At 64.9% G+C, this 13,897-nt stretch carries 14 protein-coding genes and 1 pseudogene; 2 read left to right on the top strand and 13 right to left on the bottom strand.

Annotated features, from left to right (window positions below; all coding sequences use genetic code 11):
• From HY921_07580 to HY921_07570, 3 genes are read right to left on the bottom strand one after another with little or no spacing between them, the layout of a single operon-like run.
• On the bottom strand, positions 1-585 hold the full coding sequence (locus HY921_07580) for a hypothetical protein (protein ID MBI5630727.1): 585 nt from the start codon (positions 583-585) through the stop codon (positions 1-3).
• 22 nt (positions 586-607) lie between these two features.
• Complete coding sequence (locus tag HY921_07575; protein MBI5630726.1) at positions 608-1,084, bottom strand: Rrf2 family transcriptional regulator; 477 nt, start codon at positions 1,082-1,084, stop codon at positions 608-610.
• 19 nt (positions 1,085-1,103) lie between these two features.
• On the bottom strand, positions 1,104-2,438 hold the full coding sequence (locus tag HY921_07570; protein MBI5630725.1) for a hypothetical protein: 1,335 nt from the start codon (positions 2,436-2,438) through the stop codon (positions 1,104-1,106).
• Between the two features lie 83 nt (positions 2,439-2,521).
• On the opposite strand from HY921_07570, the gene HY921_07565 reads away from it, so the two are divergent.
• Positions 2,522-3,037, top strand: coding sequence for a CbiX/SirB N-terminal domain-containing protein (locus HY921_07565; GenBank protein MBI5630724.1), 516 nt, complete (start codon positions 2,522-2,524; stop codon positions 3,035-3,037).
• 29 nt (positions 3,038-3,066) lie between these two features.
• A pseudogene (locus HY921_07560) lies at positions 3,067-4,059 on the top strand (COX15/CtaA family protein).
• Here HY921_07560 and hemG read toward each other — a convergent pair.
• From hemG to HY921_07510, 10 genes are read right to left on the bottom strand one after another with little or no spacing between them, the layout of a single operon-like run.
• Positions 4,039-5,412 (bottom strand): protoporphyrinogen oxidase, encoded by a 1,374-nt coding sequence (gene hemG, locus HY921_07555; protein MBI5630723.1) that lies wholly within the window; start codon positions 5,410-5,412, stop codon positions 4,039-4,041. The pseudogene HY921_07560 and the gene hemG sit on opposite strands and share 21 nt — an antisense overlap.
• Positions 5,412-7,211, bottom strand: a complete 1,800-nt coding sequence (ccsA, locus tag HY921_07550; protein ID MBI5630722.1) for a cytochrome c biogenesis protein CcsA — start codon at positions 7,209-7,211, stop codon at positions 5,412-5,414. Before ccsA ends, hemG begins: the two co-directional genes overlap by 1 nt.
• Entirely contained in the window at positions 7,208-8,155 is a 948-nt protein-coding gene (locus tag HY921_07545; GenBank protein MBI5630721.1) for a cytochrome c biogenesis protein ResB, read from the bottom strand. Before HY921_07545 ends, ccsA begins: the two co-directional genes overlap by 4 nt.
• A gap of 55 nt (positions 8,156-8,210) precedes the next feature.
• The gene (locus tag HY921_07540; protein MBI5630720.1) at positions 8,211-8,747 is read right to left on the bottom strand and encodes a hypothetical protein; all 537 of its coding nucleotides are present in this window, start codon (positions 8,745-8,747) and stop codon (positions 8,211-8,213) included.
• A 42-nt stretch (positions 8,748-8,789) separates the two neighbouring features.
• Positions 8,790-9,746: a c-type cytochrome gene (locus tag HY921_07535; GenBank protein MBI5630719.1), complete on the bottom strand. Its 957-nt coding sequence runs from the start codon at positions 9,744-9,746 to the stop codon at positions 8,790-8,792.
• Complete coding sequence (locus HY921_07530; GenBank protein ID MBI5630718.1) at positions 9,743-10,438, bottom strand: cytochrome b N-terminal domain-containing protein; 696 nt, start codon at positions 10,436-10,438, stop codon at positions 9,743-9,745. The genes HY921_07535 and HY921_07530 overlap by 4 nt, the downstream gene beginning before the upstream one ends.
• Positions 10,438-10,959: a Rieske (2Fe-2S) protein gene (locus tag HY921_07525; GenBank protein ID MBI5630717.1), complete on the bottom strand. Its 522-nt coding sequence runs from the start codon at positions 10,957-10,959 to the stop codon at positions 10,438-10,440. The genes HY921_07530 and HY921_07525 overlap by 1 nt, the downstream gene beginning before the upstream one ends.
• 4 nt (positions 10,960-10,963) lie before the next feature.
• The gene (locus tag HY921_07520; GenBank protein ID MBI5630716.1) at positions 10,964-11,287 is read right to left on the bottom strand and encodes a cytochrome c; all 324 of its coding nucleotides are present in this window, start codon (positions 11,285-11,287) and stop codon (positions 10,964-10,966) included.
• Between the two features lie 9 nt (positions 11,288-11,296).
• On the bottom strand, positions 11,297-11,467 hold the full coding sequence (locus tag HY921_07515) for a hypothetical protein (protein ID MBI5630715.1): 171 nt from the start codon (positions 11,465-11,467) through the stop codon (positions 11,297-11,299).
• Between the two features lie 12 nt (positions 11,468-11,479).
• Positions 11,480-13,897 (bottom strand): MtrB/PioB family outer membrane beta-barrel protein, encoded by a 2,418-nt coding sequence (locus HY921_07510; protein MBI5630714.1) that lies wholly within the window; start codon positions 13,895-13,897, stop codon positions 11,480-11,482.

Here is a 13,897-nt window from a genome sequence, read left to right as displayed (position 1 = left end):
CTATTTCTCCACGTACAGCTTGTCGTAGACGTCCTTGTGCTTCTTCTTGAAGTCGTCGAGGAGCCCCGACCGCATCTTGCGGAAGGCCTTGCCGTTCTCCCCCATCTTGCGGAACTTGGAGTCATACACGAGGAAGTCGTAGATACGTTTGGCGCTGCCGTCCTTGGCGCTCACCGGGCAGCCTGGCTTGGCCATCATGCGCTTAATGTAGCGCGACCATAGCTTTTCCTCGACCTTCACGAGCTTCTCGTCCTTGAACAGCTCGGGATCCTCCTTCTTGGCCTTGCGCTCCTCCTCCTCCGTAAGCTCCAGGAATTGCGCGTTGATGGGCCGGGCCGGGGTGTGGCAAGCGGCGCATTTGAAGACCATGTCCCGGTAGCCCTGGCGCTGCTCCTTGGGATAGGAGGACACGTCTATCTCGGCCGGTCCGAAGTCGTTGGGATACAGGCTCGAATCCTTGGTGGCCGAGGTCGGGGCTTGCCCGGTCTGGGCCAAGCCCAGCCCCACCGCCGCAGCCAGGCCCAAAACCGCCAGTCCCGCCGCTTTAGCGCTTTTTATGGCTCCGTCATATACGCGAATGCTCATGCTCTCCTCCGTTTACCGCCACTTACCGCCACCCGCCGCTCTTGGCCAAATCCGAGAGCGTCAGGCTGCTGAATGCGTCCAGCACCAACTGATCCGCCTTGATGATGACGTTGTGAATCAGGCAGAAGCCGTCCTCGCCGCACAGCCGGTTGCCGAGCAGGCAATGCCTGCCTCCCGGCACCACGTCCTGCACGGCTCGCAATATTTCCGTCAGAAAAATCTCGCGGGCGGGGCGTGCCAATGCATAGCCCCCCCCCGGCCCTCTCTGCGATAGCAGCAGCCGGTGTCGGGCCAGCCTCTGGAATATCTTGGCCAAGGCATTTCCGGGAAGGCCGGCCCTGCCGGCGGCCTCCCGGACCAGTTGGTAGCGGCTGGGGCCGCGACCCAAAGCCACGGCCCGCATCCCCAGGAGAGCCTGGCGAGAGGCCGGGCTCAGGAACAAGAACCGCAATTCCACGGCATTTTTTCCGGAATTGGCCTTAAACATATATTTAACCATGTAGCAACAAAATAGCCACTCAGCGCGCCAAAGGGCAAGCCCCGCCCTCCCGCAAGCTCCTCAAATGAGGGACGAGATAAGAGAAGATCTTGACGAGCCAGGCCAGATAGGCCGTGGCGCAGCCCAAAAGAAGCCCCCCGCACGAGCGCAGCAGCCAGGCGCTGTCGCGCAAGAACCCGACAGTCCCGACCGCGACCGCGGCCGCGAGGAGAATGGCCTGGAGCCAGGCCGCCTTGGGGCAGCCCAGCTCATCCCAGGCCGGGAGGCTCTCCTGGGGGATCTTCCCGGACAATATGAGCCAAACGAGGAAAGGGAGGATCTTGTGAAGCTGAGCCAGGATATGGGGCGTGATCCAGCCCACCGCCGCGGCGAACACGTAGGCGGCCCTTCCGGTCTCCGGGAAAAGATACCCGAACGAGAGAGACAGGCCGAGCCCAGCCCAGAGCCCGCCCCCCGCCAGGGCCACGTAAGTAAGAACGGCAGAGGGGCTCACTGGAGGCTGGGGGCCGCGCAAGGCCTGCCAGGCGTACAGCGCATATGCGGCGCAAAGCAGAACCGCCCACAACGGCTGCCAAGAGAGGCGGCCCAAGACGCCGTCCGCGGCCAGGCCCAGGAGACCGAGGTTGATCAAAACGAGCATCACCCGGCTTGGCCAGATCGAGTGGGAGCGGTATGCGGCGACGGCCGGAACCAGCCGGTACGAGGCCCCGGCGATGGACAAAGACACCCAGCCCACCAAGGCCAGGTGGACATGGGCCACGAGGGCTCCGTCGGGGTTGGGAAGGAGAACGCCGCGCTGCTTGTCATAAGCCAAGGCCAACCCCGCCCCCGCCAGCAGACCCAGGTAGGCTAAAGCGTTGGCGAAGTGCCAAAAGGTCACGTCGCGGCGGGTGGCGCGCGCCATGGTCCGGCCGAGGACGATGAGGTAAAGCAGTATCCCCGCCGCGGCCGCCGCAGCACCCAGCCAATACCGGTCCGAACCCGCCCAGAGAAGCCCCGTAAAGGCGCATGCTCCCCCGCCCAGAAGAACCCAGGCCGCCGTAGCCAAGCCCGGGCGGTAAAGCGCGGTTCCACCGTGGGAGGAGGCCATCTGGAGCAAGGACCCCAGCAAAATCATCGCGATCCAGCCCAAGGTCAAGGCGTGGACCAAGCCCAGGACCCAGCGGGCGTCGAAGTCGAGCCCGACCATTCTCGGAGCCCCGAGGAAAAAGCCCGCCGAGAAGACCCAGAAGGCCGCGGCCGCGAAGGCGAAGTGCCCCAGGACCAGCCAGCGCGGCGGGCCCGGAGGCCGCGCCTCGGCGCGAGCGCTCGGGGCGGCGCGCAGCTTCTGGGCGGCGTCGTCGATGGGATGCATGGACTACTGTCCAACCGCAACGCTACTGCCAAAACGCGGAGAAAAATCCCTCAAGAGCGGACGATTTCCTATAATGACTCGTAATGAGCAGCCCTCAGGCAGTCATCTTGGTCGGCCACGGCGGGATCCCGGCGGATTTTCCCCCCGAGCTCGTGAGCGAGCTCAAACGCGAGGAAGCCAGATCCAAGGCCGCGCCCTCCGCGAGATTCCGGGAGCTCGACGCCCGGATCCGCTCTTGGCCGCGCACGCCCGAGAACGATCCCTACAAAGCGGGCCTCGAGGCCGTCTTGGAGCGCCTCGCAGCCGAGCTTCCCGGCTGGCGCCTGTGGGCGGCCTACAACGAGTTCTGCCGGCCCAGCCTCGCGGAGGCCTTCGCCCAGGCCCTGTCGGAAGGCATTGCGGAAATCACCGTCATCTCGACCATGTACACCCGCGGCGGCTCCCACAGCGAGCATGAGATCCCCGCGATTTTGAGGAGGCTTAAAAGTCTGCACCCTCGGGCGAGAATCCGCTACGCCTGGCCCTTCGACCTCGGGGCCGTGGCGCGCATGCTGGGCGGCGAGGTGCGCCGCGCCCAATCCGAAATCCAGCCGCTTTAAGGCCGCATCGTTGCGTCTATAACAGGGCCATGAACAAGAAAATAGCCGCCTGGCTTCTGGCCTGCTGCGCCTTGGTCTTCGCCATCCTCGTCCAAGGAGGTGTCACGCGCCTCACCCACTCGGGGCTGTCCATCGTGGAGTGGAAACCGGTCATGGGCGCGTTGCCCCCGTTGAACTCCGCCCAATGGGAGGATGCGTTTACCTCCTATAAAAAAACGCCGGAGTATCTGGAGGTTAACGCTGGAATGGACTTGAAGTCCTTCAAGTCCATTTTCTGGATGGAGTACGCCCACCGCCTCCTGGCGCGCCTGGCCGGTCTGGTTTTCGCCCTACCCTTGATCTATCTCCTGATCCGGCGGCGGCTCACGCCAGGCCTGGCGGCGAGGCTCGCCGCCTTGGCGCTTCTTTGGGCCGCCCAGGGAGCGCTCGGCTGGTTCATGGTCAAAAGCGGGCTCGCGGCCGAGCCGCGGGTGAGCCAATACCGCCTCACGGCCCATCTCTTGACCGCGTGCCTGCTCTACTCAGCCATGCTTTGGACGGCCCTGGATCTTCTTTTTCCGCGCGAAAATATAATCCCCCGGAAGACCAGGTTTGCCGGAGCCGCCATCACGCTGATGGTCCTCTTCACCATCGCGTCGGGCGGGCTGGTGGCGGGACTCAAGGCCGGGTTCGTCTTCAACACCTTTCCGCGCATGGCCGGCTATTGGATTCCCCCAGCCATGAACTCTCTGGAGCCGTTCGTCCTTAACCTCTTCGAGAACGTGGTGACCGTCCAATTCGACCACCGCCTCCTGGCAGGCCTGACCGGGGCGACGCTTACGGCCTTCTGCCTCCGAGGCTTGGCCGTAGGCCGCTCGAGGCGGGCTCGGCTCGGCTTGCTGTGCCTTCTGGGGGCGACGGCCCTGCAGTTGGGGCTCGGCGCGGCGACCCTTATCCTCAAGGTGCCGACGGCCCTGGGCGCAGCACACCAGGCGGGAGCCCTGATCCTCCTAACAGCGGCCCTATTCGTCCAGCACGAGCTCGGCGGCGGCGTAGGCGCTGGCGATGCAGTCGGGGATGCCGATCCCGCGATAGGAGGCCCCGGCCAGCGCCAGGCCGGGATGGCGCTCCAAATGCCCGGCGATCCGCTTTAAGCGCTCCTCGTGCCCCACGGTGTACTGCGGATTGCCCCGCGTCCAGCGGTAGACGCGGGTTAAAATCGGCTCGGTTCCGAGTCCCAGGATTCTCCCCAGGTCTTGCCGAACTTTGATCGCGAGCTCCTCGTCCGAGCCCCTCAGCGGCCCCTCCCGCCCGGCTCCGCCCAAAAAACACCGGATGAGGGTCGTCCCCGCCGGAGCCCGGCCCGGGAATTTAGCTGACGAGAACGTGGCTGCGGCCACGGCTTGAGCTTCCCCCCGGGCCACCACGAAGCCGAAACCGCTGGGAATGTCCAGGGATTGGGCTTCGTAAGCCAAGGTCACGGTCGCGGTGGAGGCGAAGGGTATCTCCTCCAAAACCTCGGCCAAGCCAGGATCAAAGCCCCTGACGAGCTTGGCCGTCTGCCATGATGCCGTCGTGGCGATGACCGCGTCGGCGTCGAGGAAACCGCCGCCAGAAAGCCCCAGGCGGTAGCGCCCCCCCCGCGGCTCGATGCGGACGACCCCGGAGCCGAGCCGAACCGACCCGGGCTTGAGGCGCCGGGCCAGGGCCTCGGTAAGCTCGGAAAGGCCTCCGGCCAAGGTCGTGAACATCGTGAGCCCCGAGGGCGCCGGGGCGGCCGGCGCGCGCCGCCGCAGGCCCCGGATCACGCTCCGGTATTGCTTCTCCAGCGCCGCGAACTGCGGAAACGAGCTCTTGAGGCTCAGTTCCTCGACGTCGGCCGCGTAGATGCCGGCCATGACCGGCTCGACGATGACGCGCAGGGCCTCCCCGCCGAAGCGCCGGCGCGCGAACGCCCCCAACGAGACGTCCCCCTCGGGTCCGCGCGGCAGCAGAAAATCGAGGCCCACGCGCAGCTTGCCGCCCCAGGTCAGAAGGTCCGAGCCAAGGAAGGGCAGTATCCGGGAGGGCGCCATAAGCATCAGGCCCTCCGGCAGGGGGCGGAGCTTTCCCCGGACATAGACGTAGACCGTGCTCTGGTCTCGGCTCGAGGGCAGAAGCCGGCGCTCCAAACCGAGCTCGCGGACGAGCTCCAAGGCCTGGGGCTTGGCCGTGATGAAGGAGTCAGGGCCCGCCTCGATCGCGAGACCCTCGGCCTTCTCGGTAAGAATCTTGCCGCCCAGGCGGCCGCCGGCCTCGAGCAAGACGACCTCGAGGGCGCGGGAGCGCTCTTGGAGGCGGTACGCCGCCGAAAGCCCGGCGATCCCGCCCCCGACCACCGCCGCGACCCGTGACATCAGGCGGCCCGGCGCCAGGCCAGAGCCATGACTCCCAACTCGAGGCCCGCGAATCCCGCCAGCCAAAACACCGCCGACTCCATGAACCCGTAGGAGTGCAGTCCCACCCCGAGCATGTTGACGCCGAACCAGGAAAGGCTCGTGACAACACCCCCGAACACGGCCATGACGCTGACACCCGTGCGGCGGATATAGCCCCCCCAGCGGGCGTGGAGCAGGATGGCGCTCCAAAGAACGATCAAGAGGGCCCCGTTCTCCTTGGGGTCCCAACCCCAGAAGCGGCCCCAGGACTGGTCGGCCCAGATGCCCCCGAGCACGGTGCCCAGGAAGCTGAAGAAGAGTCCCGCGCAAACCGTACCGTAAACCATGGACGCCAGCTGAGCCTGGGCCTCGTCCTCGGAGCCCTTTCTCATCCAGCGCCGGAAGAGGAAAACGTGGGCCAAGGCAGAGGCCAAAAACATCGCGCTGTAGCCGATCGTGATGGTCACCACGTGGGTGGCGAGCCAGAAGTTTGAGTCGAGCACGGCGCGCATCATCTCGATGGTGTCTCCTTGGCCGGCCAGGTGGTGGGCTATGATCAAGGTCGAGAATCCCATGGCCGAGGCCACGAGCGCGCCAAGGCCGTTGCGGTACATCCTCTCGAGACAGAGCCCCATGGCCGCGGCTCCCCAACCCACGAACACGGCGGAGGAATAGAGATTGGTCACCGGAGGCCGTCCCTGCAAAAGGATCCGGAACGCCAGCCCCGCCGAATGCACGGCGAAGGCCAGCCACAGGAGGTCCTCCGACGTTAGGCGCAGGGCCTCCGGGCGAAAAATGAAGGAAGCCAAAACCAGGAGAAACACGGCCAAATACAGGATCATCCCCCGGTAGAAAGGCTCCGCGCGGTTAAACCAAGCCTCGTAGCGGGCCGCGCGGGACTCCCGGTAATGCTCGGCCTCCAGCCAAGCGCGGTAGCGGCCCAAGACCCGGTTGAAGGCGGCAGCGTCGCCGGCGCGGTAAGCTTCAAGCATGACGGCATAAGCGTCGGCTCCCGGATGGGGTGCGTCCCCGGTGAGCTCCCGAATAAACGCGCTTCCGGAATCGCTCCAGTCGGGAGAGCCCGCGGAGGGGGGCAGAGGCCGGAACGCCCCGGCCTGCGTCAAGCGGCGACAGCGCTCGAAGAATTCCCCGAGCCCGGCCAGATCCGAGCGCTTGAAGGCCTTGCCGCGCATATGGGCGCCGATGGCCGCGGCCGCGGCTGGGGCCGCCAGACGGTAGCGGGCTATCTCGGCCGGCCAATCTCCCGCGTCCTCGGGACGCAAAGTGTTCTTGAGGCTTTGGTAAAGCTTGAGCCTTTCAGACAAATTCATCACCGCCGCCTGGAACCGGCTTCGGCCGGAAGCCGGGCGGCTCTCGGCTCTCTCGGCCTGGGCCGAGATCTCGCCAAAAGACCCCTCGAGAGCTATGAAGGAATGGTAGCGCGGCCCGCCCTGGGGCTTGCCCATAAGCCCCAAGAGCTCCGGGTCATCCACCCGGAATATCTTCTGCGCGTCGGCCGACTCCGGCCTCGCCGCCGCTTCCAGGAGCCATCGCGTGGCGCTCGCGCGCTGCCCATCGAGGGAGAGGGTCTGGCCGCCCTTGATCATGAGGAGGCTGGAGCGGGCCACGGTGTCGAGGGGCTTGACCCTTCCGGCATGAAGGACGGGGAGCTCCGCGAAACGTTTGAGGTCGAAGCCTCCGGGACCGCCGGGGCCGGCTGGCCACAGGGCCGCGGCTCCCAAGCCCAGGGGCAGGACCCGCCGCCAAATCCGTCTCATAGAATCCGCCTCAGGAAGTGAAGCAAGAGCCCGGCGCAGACCAGGACGCAGGAGACGTAAGGCAGCGAGCGCCCGGGATTGGAGACCACCTGGAGAATCGAGGTCGAGTCGTCCAGGTAGCTGGCTTGATAGAAGGAACGCCCGCCCCGGCGCAGGGGATTATTCATGGAAATGACGGCGTTCCGGCTTTCCCGGGCACCGGGATCCTCGAGCCTGACCAAGCTCGAGAAGCCCTTGGGAATGTCGGTGCCGGGATAAACCTCATGCACGAATTTCTCCAAGGTCATGGTGAAAGGCAGGTAGACCCGCCGCGGCCTCAGGGACAGAGTGAACTGCCGTCCTTGCGCCGAGAAAACCTCCGTCTGGGAGTGGTGTGCGTCGAGCCGCCAGGAACCGATGGGCTTGCCTTGGTCCAAAAGCTCTACCTCGGCCGAGACCTCATCGAGTTCACCCTCCGCGGCGCCGGGAGAGCGGCGCCTCTCGATTTTTTTGATCGCCGCCTGGAAAGGCAGGCGGGCGTCGCTGACCAGGCTCCCCGCGCGCAGCAGACCCTCGCCAATGGCGTACACCCTGTCGCGGCCTTTCTCCGTGACGTCGGTCAAGGCCAGCTCGACCTCGCGCGGACTTTGGCTGTAACTCTGCGGCCGGCCCCGGACCAAGGTCATTTGCGATTCTTCCTGGAAAGCCCCGGAGACGAATTCCCCCAAGAACAAGAAGACCAGGCCCGAATGCACGAGCCAAAGCCCGCCCTTGCGCCAGGAAAGCTCGAGGCGCTGGAACTGAGCCGCGAGAAGATTGGCCAGGAGCAACAAGCCCGCCGTGGCTCCTCCCGGAGCCACGGGAACGCCCCTCCAATAAATAAACCAGCTGCGGATATACCTTTCCACGGCCGGGTGGACTCCCATACTGGCCTGCGCCAAGGTGCAGGCCGTCACCAGGCCCATGAGAATGGCCAGGCAGGCGATGGCGAGCTGGAGGGAGGCCAGCCCCTGGAACGCCTTACGCGCCGCCAAGGCGAAGGCTCCCCAGAAAGGCCTCGAAGGCGGGCAGGGCCGCGGCCACGGAGGCCTCGGGCCCCGACAACTTGAAGAACCAGGAGCGACCGCCGGCGTACAGGCGGGCCGCGGCCAGCCGCCCCTGGGTGGGACTCGAAATCTCGGCGATGAGGACCTCTCCCGCCGGGCAGGAAAAGCGCCGGGAGCTTTTGGGAAGCTCTTCGGCGCTTAAGGGGGCCAAGCCCATCTGGCCGCGCCAGCGATTGACGTTGGCGAGCTCCCCCCCGGCCTCCCCGGATAGAACCACGATCGAGAGTTCCGCCTCACCCGCGGGGTGGGGAATGGAAAAACTCGCCAGGCGCAGCCCCAAGGACGGCTTCTGCTTCCAGCCCTCCGGCACTTTCCAGCTCGGCGCGGGCTCGGAGGGATCGGGAAGGGCGGCCTCCCCCGCCTCCTTGGGAGCGTCGTACACCGCTATCTGGTCTTTCCCCGAGCACGCGAGGCCGGCTAAGATGATCAGGATCAGGATAAGGCGTTCCATGCTTTCCTATTTATGTTGCAACGATTCAGCCAGGCTTGGGCCTTAGCGCAGGCTGGAAAGATAACGCGCCAAATCGTCGATCTGGACGTCGGTCATCTGACCTTTGAAGCCAGGCATCGCGGACTGGGGGTTGACTTGGCCGGGATCAACGATGTATCTCTTGATGTAAGCCTTGTCCCGCGCGGACCCGATGAAGGATAGGTCCGGAGCCGCCTCGCCGCCGTTCTTGCCGATCTTGTGGCAGGCCGCGCAATTCTCGGCGAAGAGCTTGGGCGCCTCCGCGGTGAAGGGGGCCCCGGCCCCCAGGGATTTGACGTAGGCCGTGAGCTCATCGATCTCCTCGTCAAGCAGGTTGAGTTTCGGCATCACCGAGCCCGGAGACACGGAGCGGGGGGCGCGGAAATGCTTTTTAAGCCAATCCTCGGGATGATCGGACCCCGCCGCATCCAAGGCCGGCCCGACGTCGCCTCCCTTGCCGGATATCTGGTGGCAATAAGCGCAGTTGAGGCTCTGGTACAGGCGCTGGCCGCGGGAGGCCAGAGGATCGCTTTCCACGATGGGGTTGAGCATAGGGCTCGTGTAGCCCGCGTAGGTGAGCAAGGCCACGCCGCCAAGGCCCCCCAGGCCCAAGGCGGTCCAGAAAGGCCGGCGCAGGGGATGGCGCTCTGGGCCCCGATCCAGGAAGGGCAGGAGGAGAAGGAGCCCCACGCCTAGTCCCGGCAGCACCACCGCGGCCACCGGCTCTAGTCTGCCCGGGAAAGCCTTCAAGGCCTGGAAGAGGAAGAGAAAATACCACTCCGGCCTGGGATTGTAAGTGGCGTCCGTGGGATTGGCCAAATCCTCGAGAACCGCCCCGTGCTTTATGGCCAGATACGACAGGGCGCAGAGGATGGCAAAGGAAACGACCGCGTCCTTGAACACCGCGTGCGGGAAGAAGGACTTGCCGTTTTCCTTGGCGAGCTTGTAGCGCCGCTTGTACTCCTCGTGCCACTCGCTCATGGCCGCCCCCCGTCATCCTTCCGGCTGGGCGGCTCCGAGATGCCGTGCCAGACCACCAAAAACAGGTGAACCGCGATGAGGCCCAGGGCCAAGGCCGGCAGCACCAGGACGTGCAGGGCGTAGAAGCGGGTCATGGTCGCGGCCCCCATTTCGCTGCCGCCCTTGAGGATCTTCGCGACATAAGGCCCCAGGACCGGGGTCTGCCCGGCGATATTGGTCCCCACCGCCGTGGCCCAATAGGCCTTCTGGTCCCAGGGCAGGAGGTAGCCCGTAAAGCCAAGGCCGATGACGATGAGCAGAAGAGCGACCCCGACCATCCAGGTGCCCTCGCGCGGGTATTTGTAGGCCCCCATGAAATAGACTCTCAGCAAATGAAGGACGACGAGGACGACCATGAAGCTTGCCCCCCAGTGATGCAGTCCCCGGATGAAGCTCCCCAAGAGCACCCGCTCGCTGATGAATTTCACTGAGTCATAGGCGTGATCCGGCGAGGGAACGTAGTTCATGGCCAGAAGCGCCCCCGTCAACGCCTGGACCGAGAAGACGAACATGGAGGCGCTTCCCAGCGTGTAAAGCCAAGCCGCGATCCCCGAGGCCTCGGGGATCTTGCGCGCAAACAACGCCTCCCAGACTTGGTCCAAGCCCGTCCGTTCGGCCACCCATCGCGCGACCCGGCAAAACGCTTGGTTCATCAAGCCCCCTTCTGCGGCTGCGGCTGGATCAAGAGCCTGCCTCCGGCGATTTTAACGGAATAGCGGTCCAAGGGCCGCGGCGGCGGGCCGGAAACCACGGCCCCCTCTCCGGAAAAGACCGCGTCGTGGCAGGGGCAAAGGAACTGCCCCCTGGCCTGGTCCCAGCGGTAGGGGCACCCGAGGTGAGTGCAGCGAGGGTCGAAGGCTGTGAACTCCTTGCCGTCCGCGGTCGCGATCCAGGCGGAGGAGCGCTTCTCATTGACCACCCAGGCGTCCCGGCGGCGCTCCACGTAGTCCACCTTGACCGGAGTCCCAGGCTTGATATCCGAGGCGGGGCCAAGGTCAATCCAGTTCTCCTCGTCCTTGCCGAAAGCGGGGGAAATGAAGTACGTAAGGCCGCTCGCGCTCAAGACCGCCCCGATCGCGGCCGCCAGGCCCGTCGCGGCCAGGGCCAGGAAGCCCTGCCGGGTCATCTTGGGTCCGCCGTCCCGCCCCGCGCAGGGACACCCCTCATTTTCCATAAGCCTACTGCGCCTTGGGAGCAGGGACGGGAGACAAGGAGCGCACATAAGAAGCGAGCGCGCCTATCTCCGCGTCCTTGAGTTTGCCCTTGAAGGCCGGCATTTTATTCTTGCCCTCGGCGATCGCCTTGGAGAGATCCGTCTCCGATTTTCCCGCGGCGGACGCGACCAGGTCCAGCTTGAACATCTTACTCCCCTTGGCGTCCTTGCCGTGGCAGCCGGCGCACTTGGCGGCGTAGAGCTTGACCGCGTCCGGGCCCTTGGCCGCGGGGGCCGGGTCCGCCGCGTACGCGCCCGATATCAAAGCCATGAAGAGGATGCTTTTCATTGTTGCCTCCTAATTATCCGTTGACTTGCGCCCCAACCGCGCGAAGCGCGGGCACGACTGACGCCCGACCAGCGCCGACAAGACTCCCTTGCGGGTGACGCGGCACCAGTAGCCGACGCTCCCGTAGCTTCCGGCCCGCAGTGCGCACCACGAGCAGTCGAGGCAGCTCGGAAACATCATGCCGGGCTTCTCCTAAAACTTCCATGCCAAGTAGGCGCCCAAGGCATGCGCCGTGTAGTTGAACTGGGTGGCGCCGGCCCAGACATAGCGGGTGCTGTTCTCCGGCGTGGAACCCGCAAGATAGGCCCCGGTGTTTGCGAAGTCGTTGAGCATGTAGTTCTCGAAGAGGTAATTCATCCCCACGCGCATATCCTTAAGAATCTGGTAGGAAGCTCTCAAACGCGCCTCATGCAGGCGGCTGACCACGGCCGGCCAGGCCTTGGCGACCCCGTTAAGAAGCTTGGCCCCGTTGCCGTATCCCGCTCCCACGACCATATCGGCGTTGGGATTGGTATTGTCGAACTCCATCTGGCTGTAGGAGAACGAGTAGCCGACCCCGCAATCCCATTTCTCGGCGGGTTTCAAGGCGAGCTCCAGCCCCACGGTGTCCACCGTCTCGGCGATCTCCGTGTTCCAGTAATTGAAGGGGTTGAAGTTGTCTCCCTGGAAAGCGTCATCCAAGGCGCTGGCCGCGACGTTGAAGGCGTCGTCCTTGGCCGCGTTCTGCATGCGGCTGTTGCGCAGCTCCCGACTGTAGTCCAAGGACACGGTCATCCTCTCCGAGGGCTCGTAGCTGGCGTCGAGGCTGGCTATGATGGACCGCTGATTCTTTAGGCCGAAGCGGTCTCCGGCTCCGAGGTCGTCGTTCTGGAATTGGCCGTCCAAGCCGAAAGAGAACGTGTCGCTGGGGGTTACGGCCACCCCGAGGTTGGCTTTCTGGCGCTTGCGATCGGCCCAATTGTAGTTGCTCAGGCCCACGGCCTCCGGGTTCACGGGCGTATTGCCAGTCGTGTAGCCCGTCACCGTGCGCCGAGAGAGGCGGTACCCGGCATGCCAGCGCGACGAGTTGCCCGCATGATAGGCCAGGCCCGCTCCGGCGCCCAACTCATCTGTGCTGTCAAGGCGCATGCCCCGGTAATCCCATCGGTCCCAAAAGGTCTCGGCACTGACCGACAGGGGCTGGGTAACCTCGTAGTCCGCGCCGAGCTCGCTACTGTGACGGGTATAGGAGCCCACGTCGTTGTAGACGGGCTGGTTCTTGTCGTTTCTCACTGTTCTCCAATAGGACTCGCCGAAAGCCGCGTAACCAGGGAAAAGCACCTGATCCGAGCGATTGGCATAATCGTAGTAATGATACCTAATGGAAGTGCCAAGGCGCTCGCTGGGTTTGCTCGTGAGCGCCAAGCTCCCAGTGAGGGTGCGCACGTCCCCGTTGAAACGGGAAGCCGGCAGAATGGAGGGATCGGTAATATTGGCCGGCGCGCCTCCCACCCCGGCCATGGCCGAGTTGAGCGTGTACGGCAGCAAGCTCGTATTTTGGGTGGTCAGCCCCAAACCCGCGCTCGCGCTTAAGCGGCTCTTCATGGGAAGCTCCAACGAACCGGAGGCCGCCACTTCATGGGATTGGCTCGATGGGGCCAGGGACATCTGCCCTCTCGTAAAGCGCCCGCGGTTGTAGGCGTTGTTGTTGGCCACGTCCGCGTTGTTGGTCGCGGTAGCGTCGGTGTTCCGGAAGGGATTGGCCCATATTAAGGAGGCCGTGTTGTCCTCGAATTTTGTGAAGGTGTACTCGAGGTCCGCGGACCAGGCCTTCTTGTAGACCCCGGCCCCGGCGTTTATGGCCGTGGTTTGATAGCTGATGGGATCGGCCAGCTCCATGCCCGAGACGAAGAACTGGTCCTCGGTGTGCGCCAGCCCCGCCGCGCCCTGGGCGTAGCGCTCGTAGGTGCCCGCGCCGATCTGGCGCAGGCCCCGGCGCCTCTCGTCGGTGACCTTGACCCAGGCCTTGCCGTCCCGCGAAGGCTTGAATTCCAGGCCCAATGTTCCCTTTTCGCGGTCCAGCCTAAAAGAGGTCGGATCCGTGGCCGAGAGAACGCTGCGAATGATTGCCTGCTGCTGGATATCCTCTCCCGTCGTATCCGTGGTCGGCACCCCGCCGCGCTCGGCCCGAGTTTGCTCCGAGGCCTGGGCCCCTGCTTGGATTTGATTCGCGATTGGGAGATTGCCAGTTCCAGCCCCGCTCAAGATGAAGGTGCCTTGGCTAAAATTATGGAGGGTTCTGTCGAAGGAAGCCTCCGCCTTGAAGCCTCCGTAGCTGCCGACCTCGATCCGGTAATTCTCGTCGGCCCGAGTGGCGTTGCGGGCCTTGAAGTCGAGGAAGAAGGGGCTATCTGCCGCCTCGGCCTTGAGCCGCAAGTCGTTGACGAGAAAGCCGTCGCGCATGTCTCGGTACTCCTGGAACTTCTCCTTGGAGCCCAGCACGCTGACCCTGCGCCCGCCCAGGTCCAACCCGGCCGCCGTCTTGCCGCCCGCGAAGTCAATCATCCCGGCCTGCGCGCCGGGAACGAGCACCGCGAGAAGTCCCGCTTGGACGGCTTTTCTGATTCTCAT

The sequence above is a fragment of the Elusimicrobiota bacterium genome, from assembly GCA_016218575.1.
Lineage (GTDB): Bacteria > Elusimicrobiota > Elusimicrobia > UBA1565 > UBA9628 > JACRDN01.
The sequence above is the reverse complement of the archived record's forward strand: the minus strand, read 5'-3'. Positions and strand labels throughout refer to the sequence as shown.

Excerpts from the sequence above, each read along its gene's own strand:
- HY921_07580 (MBI5630727.1), bottom strand. The coding sequence starts at position 585 with ATGAGCATTCGCGTATATGACGGAGCCATAAAAAGCGCTAAAGCGGCG.
- HY921_07575 (MBI5630726.1), bottom strand. The coding sequence starts at position 1,084 with ATGGTTAAATATATGTTTAAGGCCAATTCCGGAAAAAATGCCGTGGAA.
- HY921_07570 (MBI5630725.1), bottom strand. The coding sequence starts at position 2,438 with ATGCATCCCATCGACGACGCCGCCCAGAAGCTGCGCGCCGCCCCGAGC.
- HY921_07565 (MBI5630724.1), top strand. The coding sequence starts at position 2,522 with ATGAGCAGCCCTCAGGCAGTCATCTTGGTCGGCCACGGCGGGATCCCG.
- hemG (MBI5630723.1), bottom strand. The coding sequence starts at position 5,412 with ATGTCACGGGTCGCGGCGGTGGTCGGGGGCGGGATCGCCGGGCTTTCG.
- ccsA (MBI5630722.1), bottom strand. The coding sequence starts at position 7,211 with ATGAGACGGATTTGGCGGCGGGTCCTGCCCCTGGGCTTGGGAGCCGCG.
- HY921_07545 (MBI5630721.1), bottom strand. The coding sequence starts at position 8,155 with ATGGGCCTGGTGACGGCCTGCACCTTGGCGCAGGCCAGTATGGGAGTC.
- HY921_07540 (MBI5630720.1), bottom strand. The coding sequence starts at position 8,747 with ATGGAACGCCTTATCCTGATCCTGATCATCTTAGCCGGCCTCGCGTGC.
- HY921_07535 (MBI5630719.1), bottom strand. The coding sequence starts at position 9,746 with ATGAGCGAGTGGCACGAGGAGTACAAGCGGCGCTACAAGCTCGCCAAG.
- HY921_07530 (MBI5630718.1), bottom strand. The coding sequence starts at position 10,438 with ATGAACCAAGCGTTTTGCCGGGTCGCGCGATGGGTGGCCGAACGGACG.
- HY921_07525 (MBI5630717.1), bottom strand. The coding sequence starts at position 10,959 with ATGGAAAATGAGGGGTGTCCCTGCGCGGGGCGGGACGGCGGACCCAAG.
- HY921_07520 (MBI5630716.1), bottom strand. The coding sequence starts at position 11,287 with ATGAAAAGCATCCTCTTCATGGCTTTGATATCGGGCGCGTACGCGGCG.
- HY921_07515 (MBI5630715.1), bottom strand. The coding sequence starts at position 11,467 with ATGATGTTTCCGAGCTGCCTCGACTGCTCGTGGTGCGCACTGCGGGCC.
- HY921_07510 (MBI5630714.1), bottom strand. The coding sequence starts at position 13,897 with ATGAGAATCAGAAAAGCCGTCCAAGCGGGACTTCTCGCGGTGCTCGTT.